At 34.1% G+C, this 16,349-nt stretch carries 16 protein-coding genes and 1 pseudogene; 1 reads left to right on the top strand and 16 read right to left on the bottom strand.

Features of this window, described 5'->3' with window-relative positions:
- Nucleotides 1–170 precede the first annotated feature (170 nt).
- The 7 genes from ACXJH6_RS07090 to ACXJH6_RS07120 form a co-directional block, all read right to left on the bottom strand.
- Complete coding sequence (locus ACXJH6_RS07090) at nt 171–1,319, bottom strand: potassium channel family protein (RefSeq protein WP_456471057.1); 1,149 nt, start codon at nt 1,317–1,319, stop codon at nt 171–173.
- A gap of 22 nt (nt 1,320–1,341) precedes the next feature.
- Nucleotides 1,342–1,527: a 50S ribosomal protein L28 gene (gene rpmB, locus ACXJH6_RS07095; RefSeq protein ID WP_456471058.1), complete on the bottom strand. Its 186-nt coding sequence runs from the start codon at nt 1,525–1,527 to the stop codon at nt 1,342–1,344.
- Nucleotides 1,528–1,613: 86 nt separating this feature from the next.
- Entirely contained in the window at nt 1,614–2,777 is a 1,164-nt protein-coding gene (locus ACXJH6_RS07100; protein WP_456471059.1) for a tetrahydrodipicolinate N-succinyltransferase N-terminal domain-containing protein, read from the bottom strand.
- A gap of 25 nt (nt 2,778–2,802) precedes the next feature.
- Entirely contained in the window at nt 2,803–4,425 is a 1,623-nt protein-coding gene (locus tag ACXJH6_RS07105) for a cation:proton antiporter (RefSeq protein ID WP_456471060.1), read from the bottom strand.
- Nucleotides 4,418–4,804 carry a secondary thiamine-phosphate synthase enzyme YjbQ gene (locus ACXJH6_RS07110; RefSeq protein WP_456471061.1) on the bottom strand — a complete coding sequence of 129 codons (387 nt, stop codon included), beginning with the start codon at nt 4,802–4,804 and terminating at the stop codon, nt 4,418–4,420. Before ACXJH6_RS07110 ends, ACXJH6_RS07105 begins: the two co-directional genes overlap by 8 nt.
- 9 nt (nt 4,805–4,813) lie before the next feature.
- Complete coding sequence (locus tag ACXJH6_RS07115) at nt 4,814–5,569, bottom strand: pseudouridine synthase (protein ID WP_456471062.1); 756 nt, start codon at nt 5,567–5,569, stop codon at nt 4,814–4,816.
- A 16-nt stretch (nt 5,570–5,585) separates the two neighbouring features.
- Nucleotides 5,586–6,530, bottom strand: a complete 945-nt coding sequence (locus ACXJH6_RS07120; protein WP_456471063.1) for a KpsF/GutQ family sugar-phosphate isomerase — start codon at nt 6,528–6,530, stop codon at nt 5,586–5,588.
- A 130-nt stretch (nt 6,531–6,660) separates the two neighbouring features.
- On the opposite strand from ACXJH6_RS07120, the gene acnB reads away from it, so the two are divergent.
- A complete protein-coding gene (gene acnB, locus ACXJH6_RS07125; RefSeq protein ID WP_456471064.1) occupies nt 6,661–9,255 on the top strand; it encodes a bifunctional aconitate hydratase 2/2-methylisocitrate dehydratase in 2,595 nt (864 codons plus the stop codon).
- Nucleotides 9,256–9,305: 50 nt separating this feature from the next.
- Here the strand turns inward: acnB and ACXJH6_RS07130 are convergent, their stop codons facing one another.
- From ACXJH6_RS07130 to ACXJH6_RS07170, 9 genes and pseudogenes are all read right to left on the bottom strand, one after another.
- A complete protein-coding gene (locus ACXJH6_RS07130) occupies nt 9,306–10,055 on the bottom strand; it encodes a DUF8612 domain-containing protein (RefSeq protein ID WP_456471072.1) in 750 nt (249 codons plus the stop codon).
- Between the two features lie 39 nt (nt 10,056–10,094).
- A pseudogene (locus ACXJH6_RS07135) lies at nt 10,095–10,489 on the bottom strand (AAA family ATPase); the annotation flags it as partial.
- Between the two features lie 118 nt (nt 10,490–10,607).
- On the bottom strand, nt 10,608–11,327 hold the full coding sequence (locus ACXJH6_RS07140; RefSeq protein WP_456471065.1) for a DUF445 domain-containing protein: 720 nt from the start codon (nt 11,325–11,327) through the stop codon (nt 10,608–10,610).
- Entirely contained in the window at nt 11,302–11,697 is a 396-nt protein-coding gene (locus ACXJH6_RS07145) for a rhodanese-like domain-containing protein (RefSeq protein WP_456471066.1), read from the bottom strand. Before ACXJH6_RS07145 ends, ACXJH6_RS07140 begins: the two co-directional genes overlap by 26 nt.
- A 2-nt stretch (nt 11,698–11,699) precedes the next feature.
- The gene (locus ACXJH6_RS07150) at nt 11,700–12,821 is read right to left on the bottom strand and encodes a DUF354 domain-containing protein (protein WP_456471067.1); all 1,122 of its coding nucleotides are present in this window, start codon (nt 12,819–12,821) and stop codon (nt 11,700–11,702) included.
- Nucleotides 12,822–12,836: 15 nt separating this feature from the next.
- Complete coding sequence (locus ACXJH6_RS07155; protein WP_456471068.1) at nt 12,837–13,931, bottom strand: radical SAM protein; 1,095 nt, start codon at nt 13,929–13,931, stop codon at nt 12,837–12,839.
- Nucleotides 13,921–14,856 carry a UDP-glucuronic acid decarboxylase family protein gene (locus ACXJH6_RS07160; protein ID WP_456471069.1) on the bottom strand — a complete coding sequence of 312 codons (936 nt, stop codon included), beginning with the start codon at nt 14,854–14,856 and terminating at the stop codon, nt 13,921–13,923. The genes ACXJH6_RS07155 and ACXJH6_RS07160 overlap by 11 nt, the downstream gene beginning before the upstream one ends.
- Nucleotides 14,853–16,136 carry a radical SAM protein gene (locus tag ACXJH6_RS07165; protein ID WP_456471070.1) on the bottom strand — a complete coding sequence of 428 codons (1,284 nt, stop codon included), beginning with the start codon at nt 16,134–16,136 and terminating at the stop codon, nt 14,853–14,855. The genes ACXJH6_RS07160 and ACXJH6_RS07165 overlap by 4 nt, the downstream gene beginning before the upstream one ends.
- Nucleotides 16,136–16,349 (bottom strand): PD-(D/E)XK nuclease domain-containing protein (locus ACXJH6_RS07170; RefSeq protein ID WP_456471071.1); only part of this gene is annotated, 214 nt, incomplete at its 5' end. The genes ACXJH6_RS07170 and ACXJH6_RS07165, both read right to left, overlap by 1 nt.

Consider the following 16,349-nt stretch of genomic DNA (forward strand, 5'->3'; position numbering starts at 1 on the left):
AATTTATTGGTGGTAAATAAATAAACAATATCCATAGGTTTATCGCTTCTTATAAACCCAACGTCATACCCTTCTTTTTTAAATCCGGCGTTTACCGCCGAAGCGTATATACCATCAACCGCACAAATTCCTTTTTCTATAGGCGTAATTCTAAAATTCATTTTTTTCTCCTATATAAAGTCTAACTCTTTAGGCTTAGTCGTACTTCTTATAACCTTTCTGGCTTTTTTCATATCTTTAGCCGTCCCTATAATCAACAATATATCTCCGGGTTTAACAGTAACATCTCCTTTTGGAATGGGAATGAATTTACCATTTGCTTCTTTAATACCTACTACAGTAACATCAAAAAGCTCTCTTAAGTGAGCATCTTTTAATTTTTTATACGCAACCCATGATTTTTTGCTAACGGTAATTTTCTCCAAATCAAGAGGCGTATCTACGGAATATACAAATTCTTCCAAAATATTTTTGACATCAGGGTCTACCGTTATGGCTGTTATTCTTTTTGCTATAAGTTTGGTAGGAGAGAGCACTTCATCAGCACCTAGCCTTTTTAGTTTTTCTATTTCTTCTTCCGTATTCGCTACGGATAAAATATAATAAGGATGTCTTTTTAAATCTTTTTCATAAAGCCTGACACTGCTTACCACGGCAATGTTGTCGGGAATATTATTTGATAAAGTAATTACTCCTTTAGCGCTGCTTAAATGCGATTTTTTTAAAGCCAACAGAGTATGGGGTTCAGACTGAATATAAAAAGGATATTTATACTTTCGGGCAATCTGTTCTAAATGTTCGTTAGGGTCGACTACGACAAAAGGAATATGGGCATGTCTGAGTTCTTTTGTAAGTTCAATAGTATAATCGTTATGATAGCACACAACCACATGGTTTTTAAGTCTGGCTATTTTATAAAGCATTCTATTCTCCTTAAGCAGCGCTAAAAGACGCCCTTTGTTAATAGTATCTACAATTACCCCTAAAGCGTAAGAAAAAACAGCAAATCCGGCAATAATCAAAAATATGGTAAAAATTCTTCCTATCTTGGAAATAGGGGCTATTTCTCCAAATCCTACAGTGGTAAAAGTAATTCCGGTCTGATACAAAGCGTCCATTAAAGAAAATTTATCTATCCAAATATAACCTAAAGTACCGAACAACATAACTAAAATAGTTAAAATTACAGGAGCTCTGAAAGGTTTTAGTTCAGACCATATATCAGCAGATAAATCAACTTCAGGTTTTTCGCTTTTTTCCCAATGAAGAAATGTAATAAGTTTATTAAAAAAGGATTTTTTAAAATTAACAGATTTCATTTATACCCCAAAAAGGGGAAACTTATACTGATTTTTTCAAGCTTTTAAGACAGCTTGTACAGATTTTAATTCTTTTTCTCTCACCGTCTATTTCAATTCTCACATGTTGAATATTCGGGTCGAATTTATGTCTTGTTTTTCTGTTTGAGTGGCTCACTCTGTTTCCGAATTGAGGACCTTTACCACAGATTTCACATCTTCTAGCCATTGTCGTCCTTTATTATTTTTTAGAGTTTGAAATTATATCAAAAAAAATCATCTACTATTGTTAAATAATTTCCTTATAAAAAGGAATTAATGCAACTCTTCATTTAATTTAACTTCTCTTCTGCTTCTAAACGCAACCATTTTTCCTTTTGTAGTGTCAAATCTATAATGAATACCGTTAAGCCCTGCCAGCTCAAGACCTTTAAAATACTCTTTATATTCGGCTTTCCATTCAGGATTTACTTCTTTAATTTTATTGAATTCATCCTCGCTTATCCAGATTTTAGTACCCTCAAGCACAGCAATCCCGGCATCAACAATACATCCGTCCCCTAAAGGAATACCTGTTACGCTATTTGCCCCAAGAAGCGTGTTTCTTCCTATAGTAACAGGATTCCCGTTTGTTCCGCTGAGAACTCCTAAAATGGAAGCTCCCCCACCAACGTCGGCACCCTCTTTTACAACGGCACTTGAGCTGATTCTTCCCTCAACCATAACCGGACCTTCAGTACCGGCATTAAAGTTAATATAACTAGCTCCCGGCATTACGGTTGTTCCCGGTGCCAACTGAGCTCCCATTCTAACTTTTGCGGTATCAAGAATTCTAATATTGTCTTCAGGCACTACATGAGATAAAAATCTAGGGAATTTATCCACATACTCAATCTCAGGATAAGCATCACGCAGTTTTAGTTCAATTTCATTCGCTCTTAAGTAATCAAGCTCAATAGGAACATTTCCAACCCATGCACAGTTATGAAGCACTCCAAAAGCTCCGTTTAGATTAATACTTCTTAAAGGAACTTTTCTTTGAGAGAGGGCATACAGTTTAAGATATACCGCCTCTACGCTTTTTGGATTGGTATCTTCAAACAAAAAGCATATTCTGTAATTATCATAATTATCCTCTTCAAAAATTTCTTTTAATACTTTTAATACCTGAATATTTTTATGCCTATCACCTAAAGCCTCGGCAACCAAATCCTCACCGAAATAGTTAAGAGCCGTATCCACAAATTCTTTTGTAACGGGAGCTACAAATTCACTCCCGCTAAAATCAATATCAACCCCCGTTTCAATTAAACTTCTAATAAATACGGCCGCACTGCCGAAATTCTCGTTCCAATTAACTACGGGATATGTCGCCTGTAAAATTTTATCGTGATTTAACTGTCCAAGGTCAACCCTTGCAATACCAAATGCCAAAGGCTTTTTATAGTTTTCTATATTTTCTACCAATTTTTCAAACATCGCAATCCTTTTTAATTGAATTTTATCATAATTTGCACTCTTTCGGTTTAAGCTCGCATCTGAGGGCAAGCTCTATAAGTTTTTCGGCAAGCTCTTTTGATTTGTCGATAACATAAACATTATGATTTTTATAAAATTCTTTTTCAACCTCATCGTCTGTTAAAACGATAATATTTAAATTAGGGTTAATATTAAGAAGATTTTCCGTAATTAAATGCGTATGTTCTTCATTAAGCGTAGTAATTATAACGGCACTTGCATCCTCTACATTTAGACTCTCAAGCACCCTTTTATTTGCGGCATTTCCAAAAATTACGTTATCGCCGTTTTTTAGCCCCTGTTTTACCATTTCTATCTGTTTGTCTATAGCTACATACGGAATACCTGCACGAGTCAGTTTTCTGGCAATTCTTTGACCTATTTTATCATATCCTATAAGAATAATATGACCTTTAACTTCTGCCGGGGCTATTTCGTACTCTTCAAAATTTTGAACGTCTTTATCGAAAATATCGGCTATTTTATAAATATACCTTAAAATAAAAGGAGTTAAAATCATAGAAATAACAACCACTACCACCAGCTTTTGCAAAAGATTACTATCCACCAGATTATATTTTCCAAGCAAAGCAAAAATAACAAAAGCAAACTCACCCACTTGGGAAAGAATAAAAGCCGTTTTTATGGCTATACGGTTATGTTTAACAAAATATTTAAGCATAAAATAAATAATTCCAGCTTTAAGCGTCATAATAGCAACACTCATCAATAAAATCGAAAATATATTTTCAGCTACAAACTTAATATTAACCATAAGTCCTACGGAGACAAAAAATATACCAAGCAATAAATCCCTAAACGGTACAAGGTCGGCTTCTATCTGATATTTATATTTTGTCTCGCTTAAAATCATACCCGCCAAAAACGCTCCTAAAGAATAGCTAAGACCAAAAAAGTGGGCTATTTCGGCAGCCGTTAACACAACCAGCAAAACTGTAGCCATAAATATTTCGTCTGATTTTGTTTTTGTGGCATGGCTTATTATAAAAGGTGCGATATACTTTCCGTAAATAACAATAAAAACTCCAAGGGCTAAAAAACCGCCTATCGTTTTTAAAACAAGCTGCGTAAGATTAGCGTCTTTATTTACTATAATTGAAATTGCTATTAAAATAGGAATTACGGCAATATCCTGAAACAGCAAAATTCCAAGAGCTATACGCCCGTAAGGTTTTGATATTTCGCGGCTTTCGTTAAGGAGTTTTAATACTATTGCCGTAGAACTAAGAGCCAAAGCAGAACCTATAACAAAAGCTATTCTTATATCCATATCAAAAAGCCACCAAAAAATAAATCCAAATATGCTTCCAACTATTGTCATCTCCGCCAAACCAAACCCAAATACCTCTTTTTTCATGGATTTGAGTTTCTCAGGTGAAAATTCAAGTCCTATCATAAACATCAAAAATACAATACCAAGCTCAGCAACCACTTCTATAGTATGTTTGTCAAGATGAAAAATATTGGAAATTATAATCCCCGTAAAAATATATCCGATAATAGGAGGTATTTTAAACCTCGCAAAAGGAATGTTAAAACTAAGAGCAATAAAAAGTAAAACGATTACCACCAAAATAGGATTAACCATTAATAACCTTTACAACAATTTCTCTTTCCCTAGGTCCGTCAAACTCTACAAGATAAATTCCCTGCCACTCTCCAAGCAGTACATCTGCGTTTTCCACTATAAACGTTAAATCACTTCTTAAAAAAGCGGCTTTTAAATGAGCCCTGGCGTTAGAGTGGGAATAATTCCTAAAAGGCACGATATCTTTAAACATTCCGAGTAAATCCCTCTTTAACGCAGCGTCGCTTTTTTCAAAAACTATTAGACTCGCTGTGGAATGGGGACAAAAAACAACCGCTATACCGTCTTTAACTCCGCTTTTTATAACAGTTTCTTTTATTTCCCGGGTTATATCTATAACTTCTGATTTATAATTTGTTTTTATCTTTATTTTATGCATATCTCTCCTTTAATTTTTTGAATTTTTATTCAAAAACTCTTTTAAAAGTTTATATTCCCTTTTATCAAAATAACGCGTTTTTCCAGTAGGCAGCGCATTAAGAGAGACCCATCCGTATGAGAGCCTTTTTAAATCAAGAACGTCTCTTCCGAAATGGGCAAAAAATCTTCTAAGTTCTCTGTTTTTACCTTCCCCGATTGCGACTTTAAGAGTAGAATATTTTGGGTCGTTTTTAATAATCTGATAACTTAAAAAAGGCTTTAATTCCATTTTTTTATCGCCTGATAGTTTGTGAGCCCCTTCTTTACATACCACAATTCCTTCCTGCATAGCCTTTTCCATCTCCGGGGTTATATTCCCTTTGATTCTAAGTTTATACACTCTTGGCAAATCAGAAGTCATTAAAGCGTCTGCAACTTTTGGAGAATCGGTTAAAATCAAAAGACCTTCACTTGCAAAATCAAGTCTGCCTACGGGAATAAAATGTCTGTATTTTTTCGGAAGAGAATCGTATATCGTTTTTCTACCCCTGTCGTCTTTTTTCGTTACCAATTCTCCCCTTGGCTTGTTATACACTATACATGTATATTTAGTACTCTTTTTAACGGGTCTGCCGTTGAGGGCTACTTTATCGCCCGGCTGTACGTCGTATGCGGGATTTGTCACAACAACCCCGTTTACCTTGACTTTTCCGTCAAAAATCAGTTTATCAGCTTCTCTTCTTGAATAAGTCGTATGGTGACTTATAAATTTATTCAGTCTCAATATATCTCCTTAATATTTATTTTATTCCGGATTCCACCAAATCATGAATATGAATAACGCCTATTATCTCTCCGTTATCATTTTCTACGGGCAACAGTTGAATTTTATTATCTTCCATAAATTTAAGGGCATCACTTGCCAAAATATCGGCTTTAACGCTCTTAGGATTTAACGAAGCGAAACTTAAAGCTTTTTTATTCAAATCAAAGTTTTCGCTCATCATAGCCCGTCTAAGGTCCCCGTCGCTTAAAAGGGCCTTTATTTTTCCTTTATCAAGAAAAAGAATATGTCCTATTTTACCTTCCGTCATTTTTATTATCGATTCTTTTAACGTATCGTTCTCATCCGCTACTGGAAAATCTTTTTTCATCAAATCTTTAACTTTTACAAAAAGCCTTTTTCCAAGGCTTCCTCCCGGATGAAAAGAGGCAAAATCCTCTTTTGTAAAATTTCTTTTTTTCATAAGACACACAGCTAATGCGTCTCCCATAGCAAGGGTCAGGGTTGTGGAACTTGTAGGGGCCACATTTAAAGGACACGCTTCTTTATCCACATGAATATTCAATACAACATCCGCATATCTTGCAAGCGTAGAACTCTTATCACCGGTCATTGCAATCAAAGGCACATCAAATCTTTTAATATGAGGCAAAATCTTTATAAGCTCTTCGCTCTCTCCACTGTAGCTGATGGCAAGAACGCTGTCGTCTTTTGTAATCATTCCAAGGTCTCCGTGAAGGGCTTCTGTTGGATGGATAAAAAAACTAGGAGTCCCCGTACTTGCTAACGTTGCGGCGATTTTAGAGCCTATAAGACCTGATTTTCCAACCCCCGTTACTATCAGTTTTCCTTTTGTATTGTAGGCGATTTCTACGGCTTTGTCAATTCCTTTAACATCCGCTCTTAATAAAGCATCGGCTTCAATATTTAAAACTTCCCTTGCTATTTTTTTAAAATTCACTTTTTGCCTTTTTTATGTAATTATATCAAAATTTACGTGTTACTTTTTCACACACATATTAACTTAAAATATTTTAAACTGTAACAATTCGTAAAACAAAGCGTTATAATTCAAACAAAAAAGGATTGCTATGAGCTTCATAGAAGAATATAAAAAACACACTGAAGAAAGAGCAAAACTTGGAATTCCTCCACTTCCACTAACAGCCGAGCAGACTGCAGAGCTTGTTGAGCTTTTAAAAATGGTGCCTATCCCTGAGGAAGAATATTTAATGGATTTATTCCTAAATCACATCAACCCGGGAGTTGACGATGCGGCATATGTTAAAGCCGCATTTTTAAACGACATTGTTCAGGGTAAAGCTTCAAGCCCTGCCATTTCTAAAAAAAGAGCGGTTGAAATCCTTGGGACTATGCTTGGAGGGTACAACGTAAAACCTCTAATCGACGCATTAAGTCACGAAGATGAAGAAATAGCCAAAGAAGCTGCAAACCAGCTTAAAAATACACTGTTAGTATATGACACATTCCATGATGTTGAAGATTTGGCAAAATCCGGTAATAAATATGCAAAAGAAGTACTTGAAAGCTGGGCAAATGCAGAGTGGTTTACTAAAAAACCTAAACTTCCTGAAAGCATCAAAGCCGTAGTATTTAAAGTACCGGGCGAAACAAATACCGACGACCTAAGTCCGGCAAGTGAAGCGTTTACAAGAAGCGATATTCCTCTTCACGCACTTTCAATGCTAAAAGCTAAAATGCCTGACGCCCTTGAAAAAATCGAAGAGCTTAAAAAAACGGGACATCCCATAGCATTCGTTGGTGACGTTGTAGGCACGGGAAGTTCAAGAAAATCTGCAGCAAACTCAGTAATCTGGCATATAGGTGAAGAAATTCCGTATGTGCCAAACAAAAAAAGAGGCGGAATTGTAATAGGCGGCGTTATCGCACCGATTTTCTTCAACACCTGTGAAGACGCCGGAGCGCTTCCGATTGAAGCACCTGTAGAAAAACTTGAAATGGGTGATATTATAGAAATCAGACCTTATGAGGGAAAAATCCTTAAAAACGGCGAAGTTGTAAGTGAATTCGAACTTAAACCAAACACACTTCCGGATGAAGTACAAGCCGGAGGAAGGGTTCCGTTAATTATCGGTAAAAACTTAACTAAAAAAGCAAGGGAATCCCTTGGAATGGAGCCTGAGAGCGACATATTCACAAGACCTGCCCAGCCTGAAGAGAAAAAAGGCGTAGGATATACCCTTGCTCAAAAAATAATCGGACGTGCCTGCGGCATGGAAGGTGTAAGACCCGGAATGTATGTCGAGCCTACCGCTACAACTGTCGGTAGCCAGGATACAACGGGTGCTATGACAAGGGACGAAATTAAAGAACTAGCGGCTCTTGGATTTAACGCCGATCTTGTAATGCAGAGTTTCTGTCACACAGCCGCTTATCCAAAACCTGCCGATATCGAGCTTCATCATACATTGCCTGCGTTTATTACCTCTAGAGGCGGTGTAGCGCTTAGACCCGGCGACGGTGTTATCCACTCTTGGCTTAACAGAATGATTTTACCTGATACACTTGGAACGGGAGGAGACTCTCATACAAGATTTCCAATCGGTATTTCATTCCCGGCAGGTAGTGGGCTTGTAGCATTTGCGGCAGTTACTGGAAGTATGCCTCTAAACGTACCTGAAAGTGTTTTAGTTAGATTTAAAGGTGAACTTCAGCCCGGAATCACTCTAAGAGACTTAGTTAACGCAATTCCATATTTTGCAATTAAACAAGGACTTTTAACGGTTGAGAAGAAAAACAAAAAGAATATCTTTAACGGAAGAATCTTAGAAATCGAAGGTGATATCATTAGAAATCTGACAATCGAACAGGCATTCGAACTTGCCGATGCGTCAGCTGAGAGAAGTGCGGCTGCATGTACGGTTGATGTCAGTGAAGACCAAGTAGCCGAATATCTGAAATCAAACATCAAAATGCTTGAAGCTATGATTGAAGCCGGATATGAAGATAAAAGAACAATTCAAAGAAGAATTGACAAAATGAAAGCATGGCTTGATAAACCTGAACTTCTAAGAAGAGATAAAGACGCTGAATACGCAGCCGTAATTGAAATTGATTTAAATGAAATTACTGAGCCTATCGTAGCATGTCCAAACGACCCTGATGATGTTGCTACAATCAGTGAAGTTTTAGCCGATTCAAACAGACCTCATAAAATCGACGAAGTGTTTATCGGAAGCTGTATGACAAACATCGGTCACTACAGAGCCGCGGGAGAGATTTTAAAAGGCGAAGGACAGGTTCCAGTTAGACTTTGGATTGCACCTCCTACAAAAATGGATAAAGAACAGTTAACGGAAGAAGGATATTATTCAATATTCGGTCAGGCGGGTGCTAGAATAGAAATTCCTGGATGTTCACTTTGTATGGGTAACCAGGCAAGGGTTGCGGACTTTGCAAACGTATTTTCAACTTCGACAAGAAACTTTGACAATAGACTAGGACGTGGTGCTAAAGTTTATTTAGGAAGTGCGGAACTGGCAGCCGTAACGGCACTGCTTGGCAGAATCCCTACAAAAGAAGAATATTTGGATATTATTGAGAAAAAACTTGCAGGAAAAGAGGATAAAGTTTACAAATATTTATACTTCCATCAAATGCCGGAAGATTATGTAAGAAAAATGCTGGGCTTAACGCTTCAGTAATTTCTCCCCCTTTTTTTTCTCAAAATAAATCAAACATTTTGAAAATCATTTCAATACAAAAATCCAAACAGCCAAAGAGGAATTTTGTTATCACTTCCTATTTCTATATCATCAATGGCCAAATATGCGTTTTTAATATCTTTTATCTGTTTAAAAGTTTTGTTTTTTCCTCCAATTTCGATTGTATATTTATTATCAATAATATAATCTCCCTGTTTTGAGTATCTGATGTTGTGATATTGAAGTTGTGAGATAAAAAAGCTTTCTCTTATTGAACCTTTGTTTCGATTAGCGCACAGGGCATTAAAAAGATTAGGATTATCAAGCAAAACTTTATCCGGCTTTTGAAAGAGTGCGTTTCCTTTTTTATTATAATAAAGAAGATGAATAAGCTTTCCTTTATTTAAAGCATCAATATAATTATAAAGAGTTCTTACGTTTATTCCCATCTCTTTTGAAATAGTCGTAACGTTAAAATTACCGGGAGGATTTTCACAGAGTAAAACAAGCATTTTTTTAAGAATATGTATATTTCTAATGTCAATATTAAATAAATACAATAAATCACTCTCAATTGTTTTATTGATAACCTCAATTAATTTGAGTATAAAACTCTCTTCAGTGCTTGTTAAAAAAAACGGATAAGCCCCGTATTGTAAATAGTTTTCAAAATATTTAATCGGTTTAATTTCCGAGATTATATTAAATGCGATTTCTTCGTGGTTTTGTAAAATTTCTTCGAATGAAAAACTGTTAAATTTTTCTTTTAAACTTAACTCTAAAAATTCTCTAAAAGACAAAACAGGCACATCATAAATAACAGCACGTCTGCTTAAATCGCTGCTGCTTATTGCAATAGCGGACGAACCGGAAAAAACAACCTGAATATCAAAAAAATCATATATTGTTTTTAATTCTCTTTCAAAATTTTTCTTATAATGAATTTCATCAAAGGCAATTATCTTAACGTCTCTTTTATGAGCCTCTTCAACAATATCAAGTAAAGTAAATTCTTCAACAATAGATTATCAAGAGAGATATATAATTTTTCATTTAAAGGAAAAGAGAGTGAATTCAGGTATTGATGAATTATAGTAGTTTTACCAACCCCTTTTGCGCCTTTTAAACCTATTATTTTTTCTTTAAAGTTGATTTTGTTAAAAATACTTCTTTTATATTCAGGTGTTTTTGAAGAGAGAAAAAGGTTTGAATAGTATTTTATTTTATCAAACATATTTATTCCTTGTATTATGGTACAAGAAAATTATACAAAAGTTTGCATTAAGTTGCAATTTTCTCTTTTTTCTATTTCAGATAAATATCTTTAATACCTTTAAAATAAAAGAAAAAAATCAAAAAGAGGTAACAATAAAATACTGCACAAACCCTATAATACCTCCAAGCACCGCACCGGCAAAATTAATAAAACTAAAATGTTTTTTCATTAATGAAAAAAGCATATCTTCAAGCGTTTTTTCATCAAAGGAATCCACTTTTTCTTCTACTATTTTATCAACGTGAGCTTTTAGAAAAATTTGAGGCACTTCTTTTTCCAAAAATTCAAAAACCTCTTTTTTTAAAATTTCTTTTATTTTTTCGCTTTTAACCAATTCATTTATTTTTAAAGGAACTTCAAGCTGGATTAAAATATTTTTTATCATATCTTCGCTTATTAGTGAAGCAAACATAGAAAATTTTTCCTGAACCACTTTTACGATAATTTTTGCAAAATTATCGGCCATCTCTTCTTTTGAAATAAACTCCGTAATCTCCTTATCTGTCAAATGTTCAATTTTTTCGTCCAAAAATTTTTCTATCTCCTCCCTGACTTCAGGGGATGTAATAACTTTTTTTATTTCTTCTTCGCTTAATATATAGTTTTTGACTACTTCCCCGACTTTTTTTGCCAACGATTTTTTTTCTCGAGGAATTACTCCCTGAGGAAAAATAGTAATATTTCCTATCTTTACAGGCTTATACGGACGAAAAAGAAGCTTTATCGCCACATAATTTGTAACATATCCTATTAACGCTCCAATTCCTACGCTACTTCCTAAAATTACTACATTCATTATCTTCCTTTATCGGTTTAATATTTAAAACTTCCGTAATATAAAAAAATCCTCCTCTAAGAGCTTTAGTATCAAGCCCTATTTCTTTTGCTATTCTCTCGGCCTCTTTTAAATCACTGACTATCCCCCTTAAATCTATAATTCCGTATTTTTTATTTTTATCAAGCATTAAAAGCTTGCTTGCAAAATATTCATCAAAAGGTATATTAATTGAATTTTCAACTCTTCCGTAATATTTTACATCTTCAGGGTCTCTTATGTCAATAAGAGTTAAATTTTTTATTTCATCATAATCCGGAAACGGGTCTTTTTTAGGACTCACCATATCACTGGACTTAGTCCTGTTTTTTTTCTTAAAAAAATTAAACATTTCTATCCTTTTAAAATACTTTCTATCAAAAGATTTAAATCTACTTTCATTTTATCCAAAACTTTTATGTTTGGAATCAGCTTTTTCTCTTTTGCTTTTTTTACATATTCAATAAGTTCTTTTTTATTGTTTGTCCACACCATTAAGCCGTTATCAATCTGCCACTTATCATAATGACTTATAAAACTTCTTGTAGAAATTGTAGGAGTTCCTAAAAAACAGCTTTCCGTATTTATTGTGCCTCCTCCGCCTATGAATAAATCCACATCTTTTAATAAATGCTGCAAAATTATTTTTTCCTCTATTACATAAGCAAAAGGAAACTCTTTTTTTAAATATTCACTTTCATATCTTGGAATAATGATAATATTTGCGTTAAATCTTTTATAAATCTCAGGAAGCGTTTCATAAAGAAAAGGATATTTTTTGTTTACATAACTTGCCTTATATTCTTCTTCCCTTATCAATACTGTAAATTTATTTCTGTCAATTCCATACTTTTTATAAAAATTTTTTACATATTTTTTGTCAAATTTAAAATCTTTAAGCCATATAAGAGGGTCTATAAAATTATATTCCACTATCTGGTCTTTTTCAAGCCCGAACCTTAATATAACCTCATCCGGGACTACAAAAGGCTTAAACATTTTACTCGAAAGAGGTATGGTAAGACGCGCCTGAGGCAATGCTTTTTTAAAATCGGTTTTATAATCACTTAAAGGTATATCGTAAAAATTATATACAGGCAGTCCCAGTCCAAAAGCCACCCTTACAGCGTCCACACTGCTTAAACATACCAGTTTTTCTACATCATACCGGGTTATAAATTCCATTAACTCTTTTTGTCTGTTAATGGATGCATGTAATTTATCTTTTAAATCTCCGCCTCCAAATGTTCCTCTATTGATAAATTCTAAATTATAAAGCCTGAGTAAATCAACAACCTCTTTATAATCCTGCCCTTCCCTTGCGGTAATTAAAATATTTTTTCCTCTTTTTTTTAATTTTTCAATAATCGGCTTAAAAAAAAGCACCGATTTTGGTGTAATCAAATCAAACCAGATATATTTATTTTTTTTAACCCCATTCCCTTTATCAAAATTGTTTTCATTATCAATTATCAATTATCAATTCTCCATTCATATAATACCTTTTTCCTCATACTCTTTTTTCCACCATGGATTAAGTTCAATTATATCCCCTTCACAAAAAGCAAAAGCATATTTGCTTGAATATTTTCTCATTCCTACCGCTTTTACATTCGGTTCGATTATTTCGCATTTATTCGCACAGGTATAAAGACAGTCTTTATGACATACACCATTTTTAATCAGTTCTAAAACGTTTTTACCTTTTTCAAGTACGTTATCAAATCCTCCATCTTCTCTTATATTTCCGAACTTCAGATAAGGCAGCCATAAAAGACATGGATATACGTTTCCGTAAGGGTCGATATCTACATTTCTCTCTCCCATATAACAGTTAAATTTAATATTTTTCCCCTCAAAAACAGCCTTTTGAAGAAGATATTTGCTCTCATACCTGCTTTTGTGATATCCGATATTTCTAAGCTGTCTGTCAATTTCGGCAAGTTCTTCCTCACTGAAAATAAAATCGTTTTCGCTTAACTCTTTTTTTGTAACATTGTCTTTTTTGTTTCTGTATCTTTCGGGATTATATCTCCCGTATCCTATATAAAGCCCAACCCCTAAACTTTTTGCGAAATTATACATCCATTCTATAAGATGGTAATTTTCTTTATATATAGTAAACTGAATTCTTACAAGCATACCTTTAAGTTTTTTAAGTCTTTCAATCGTTTCAAGAGACTTTTTAAACCCGTCCTTATGAAGCCTGATTTTTTTATGAGTTTCCTCATCCCCGTCAATTGAAATATCAAGCCTGTATAGAGGAAATTTTTTTAATACATATTTTGCTATTTCTTCATGTCTGTCCGGATACCAACCGGTTATCGGAGAATCAATCACAACATCGTTATGATATTTATAAATACTGTCAACCACTTTTATATACGTATCGCTAAGATGCGGCTCTCCACCTGTTAAATGCACTTTTTTAAGGTCTAAATACTTTGAAGAAAATATACTGTCTATTTCTTCTTCGGTAAGTTCTTCATCTCTCCTGTCAGGCAGTTTCCACATACTGCAGTATCTGCATGGACCCGGGCAGTATTCCGTAACCGTATAAGAAATATCTTCTATTTTATAACTCATTTAATTTCCTTTTAAAATATTGTATGGTTTTAGCAAGTCCTTCTTCTAAACCTATTTTAGGCTGCCAATTAAGATATTTTTTAGCTTTTGAAATATCAGGTTTCCTTTGTTTAGGATCATCCTGAGGTAAGGGTCTAAAAATAATTTTACTTTTTGAATTTATAAGGTTAATAATTTTTTCGGCTAACTCAAATATTGTAAACTCCCCCGGGTTTCCTAAATTTACAGGTCCGATAATATCCGATTTCATCATTTTTATAAGACCATCCACCAAATCATCGACATAACAAAAACTTCTAGTCTGACTTCCATCCCCATAAATCGTAATATCCTCATTTTTTAAAGCCTGAATAATAAAGTTACTAACAACCCTGCCATCATTAATAGCCATTCTCGGACCATAAGTATTAAAAATCCTAACTACTCTAATATCAACACCGTATTCCCTGTAATAATCAAAAAAAAGCGTCTCAGCACATCTTTTGCCTTCATCGTAACAGGCTCTTGGACCTATCGGATTCACATTTCCCCTGTATTCTTCAACCTGAGGATGGACTTCCGGGTCTCCATACACTTCACTAGTCGAAGCCTGCAACACTCTCGCACCCGTTCTTTTTGCAATATCAAGCACATTAATGGCTCCCATTACGTTCGTCCTAACCGTTTTTACAGGGTCTTTTTGATAATGAATAGGACTTGCAGGGGATGCAAGGTTATAAATTTCATCTACTTCAATTAATATTGGTTCTTCTATATCGTGTCTTATTACTTCAAAATAAGGATTATTCATTAAATGCACTATATTATCTTTGCTTCCGGTAAAAAAATTATCAAGACAGATTACTTCATTTCCTTCTTTTAACAGTCTCTCGCATAAATGACTTCCTATAAACCCCGCTCCTCCGGTAATCAATATCTTTTTCAATCCACTACCTTTAATTGCTCTTTTACATAAAATTTCGGATCAGTTATTTTTTTTCCGACTTTTATCGCTTTTGCTTCTTCCATTCCAAACACTTCAGCATAATCTCCATGAAACCCGTCACAAATATCTTCTATATCACAGTTTTTGCATATTTCACATTTTTTATAACCGGTATGTTTTTCTGCTCTTAACTTTGCGTTGTTTTTATACAAAAGCTCTTTTGGCACATCGGCACTGAAAAGTTTTAGCATTAATTCAAACATTTCGTAATCGCTTACATCTTTATAATAATGTTTTTTAGTCCCGTGCTCACTCCATTCGCTAAAATCAATACCGTTATATTCTTTCAGATTATATAAAAGTATAGGTATAGGTTTATCAAGCTCATTCCATTTCGTTTTTTGATTAAACCTAGTAGTCCATGTCCATGAATTGTAATCCCATTCATGATGGTCGTAAGGAAGCTGTTGAAAATTATAGATATTTTTTCTATATTTTTCATCTAACATACAAATTGGAAAATATCTGACATTTACCTCAATATTATTTTCTTCTAATAAATCTATTGCTTTTTGTAAATTTTCTTTTAAATCGCTATATCTTGGCACATCAGTAAGGTCTCTGTTACCCTGCTGGTCCGCAAACGGATTAAACGCTATAAAATTCACAACCCTTGCTCCCGTTTCAACAGCCAACGTGGCAATATCCACAAGCTGTTTCCCGGCTTCTTTTGTCATTGTACAGTTTAATCTAAAAGGTATTTCATATTTTTGAAGATTATAAAGAGCTTTCATCTGTTTTTTACTACCTCCCCTAAGTCCGACTATTCTGTCATATTCCTCACCTATTGCATGAATACTGAATAAAAAATCTTTAACCCCGGCATCTTTAAATTTTTTTGTCATCTCTTCATTTGCTAAAACAATACCGTTGGTAATAAGAGTTGGAGCAAGACCAATTTCGTTACAATATTCGATAAGCTCAAAAATTTTAGGATAAATTGTTGGCTCTCCACCTTGAATATCCACAGCATTATTTGCATAAACATATCTTAAGGTATGCATTATTTTTTTGGCTTTCTCAAGACTCATAAAAGGATGTTCGGGATGCTCTTTATCATCAATTTTATCCCTGAAATAACAAAAATAACAGTTAAGATTACATGTTTGTCCAAGCCATACAACCCCTCTTTTTGTAAGAGTTCTCTTTTTTGTAAACTCTAAATTTTCTTTTTTTCTGTTTTCATAAAAATATATTTTTTTTGCTTCTTGTAATGTCATTAATCTTCCTTTATTTCATATTCAAACTCAACTATATTTCTCTCTTCCTCACTAAAACATATCCCAACCGTTATAACTCTTTTGTTTTTGTATTTTTCATAGTATTTTTTCTCTTTAATTTGCTCTAAAGCCTCACACCTACATTTTTCATTTCTCACTTTTAACTTTTCACTATCTTCATTCTCCATTCTCAATTCTCCATTCTTCATTACT

The sequence above is a fragment of the Caminibacter sp. genome (assembly GCF_053999135.1).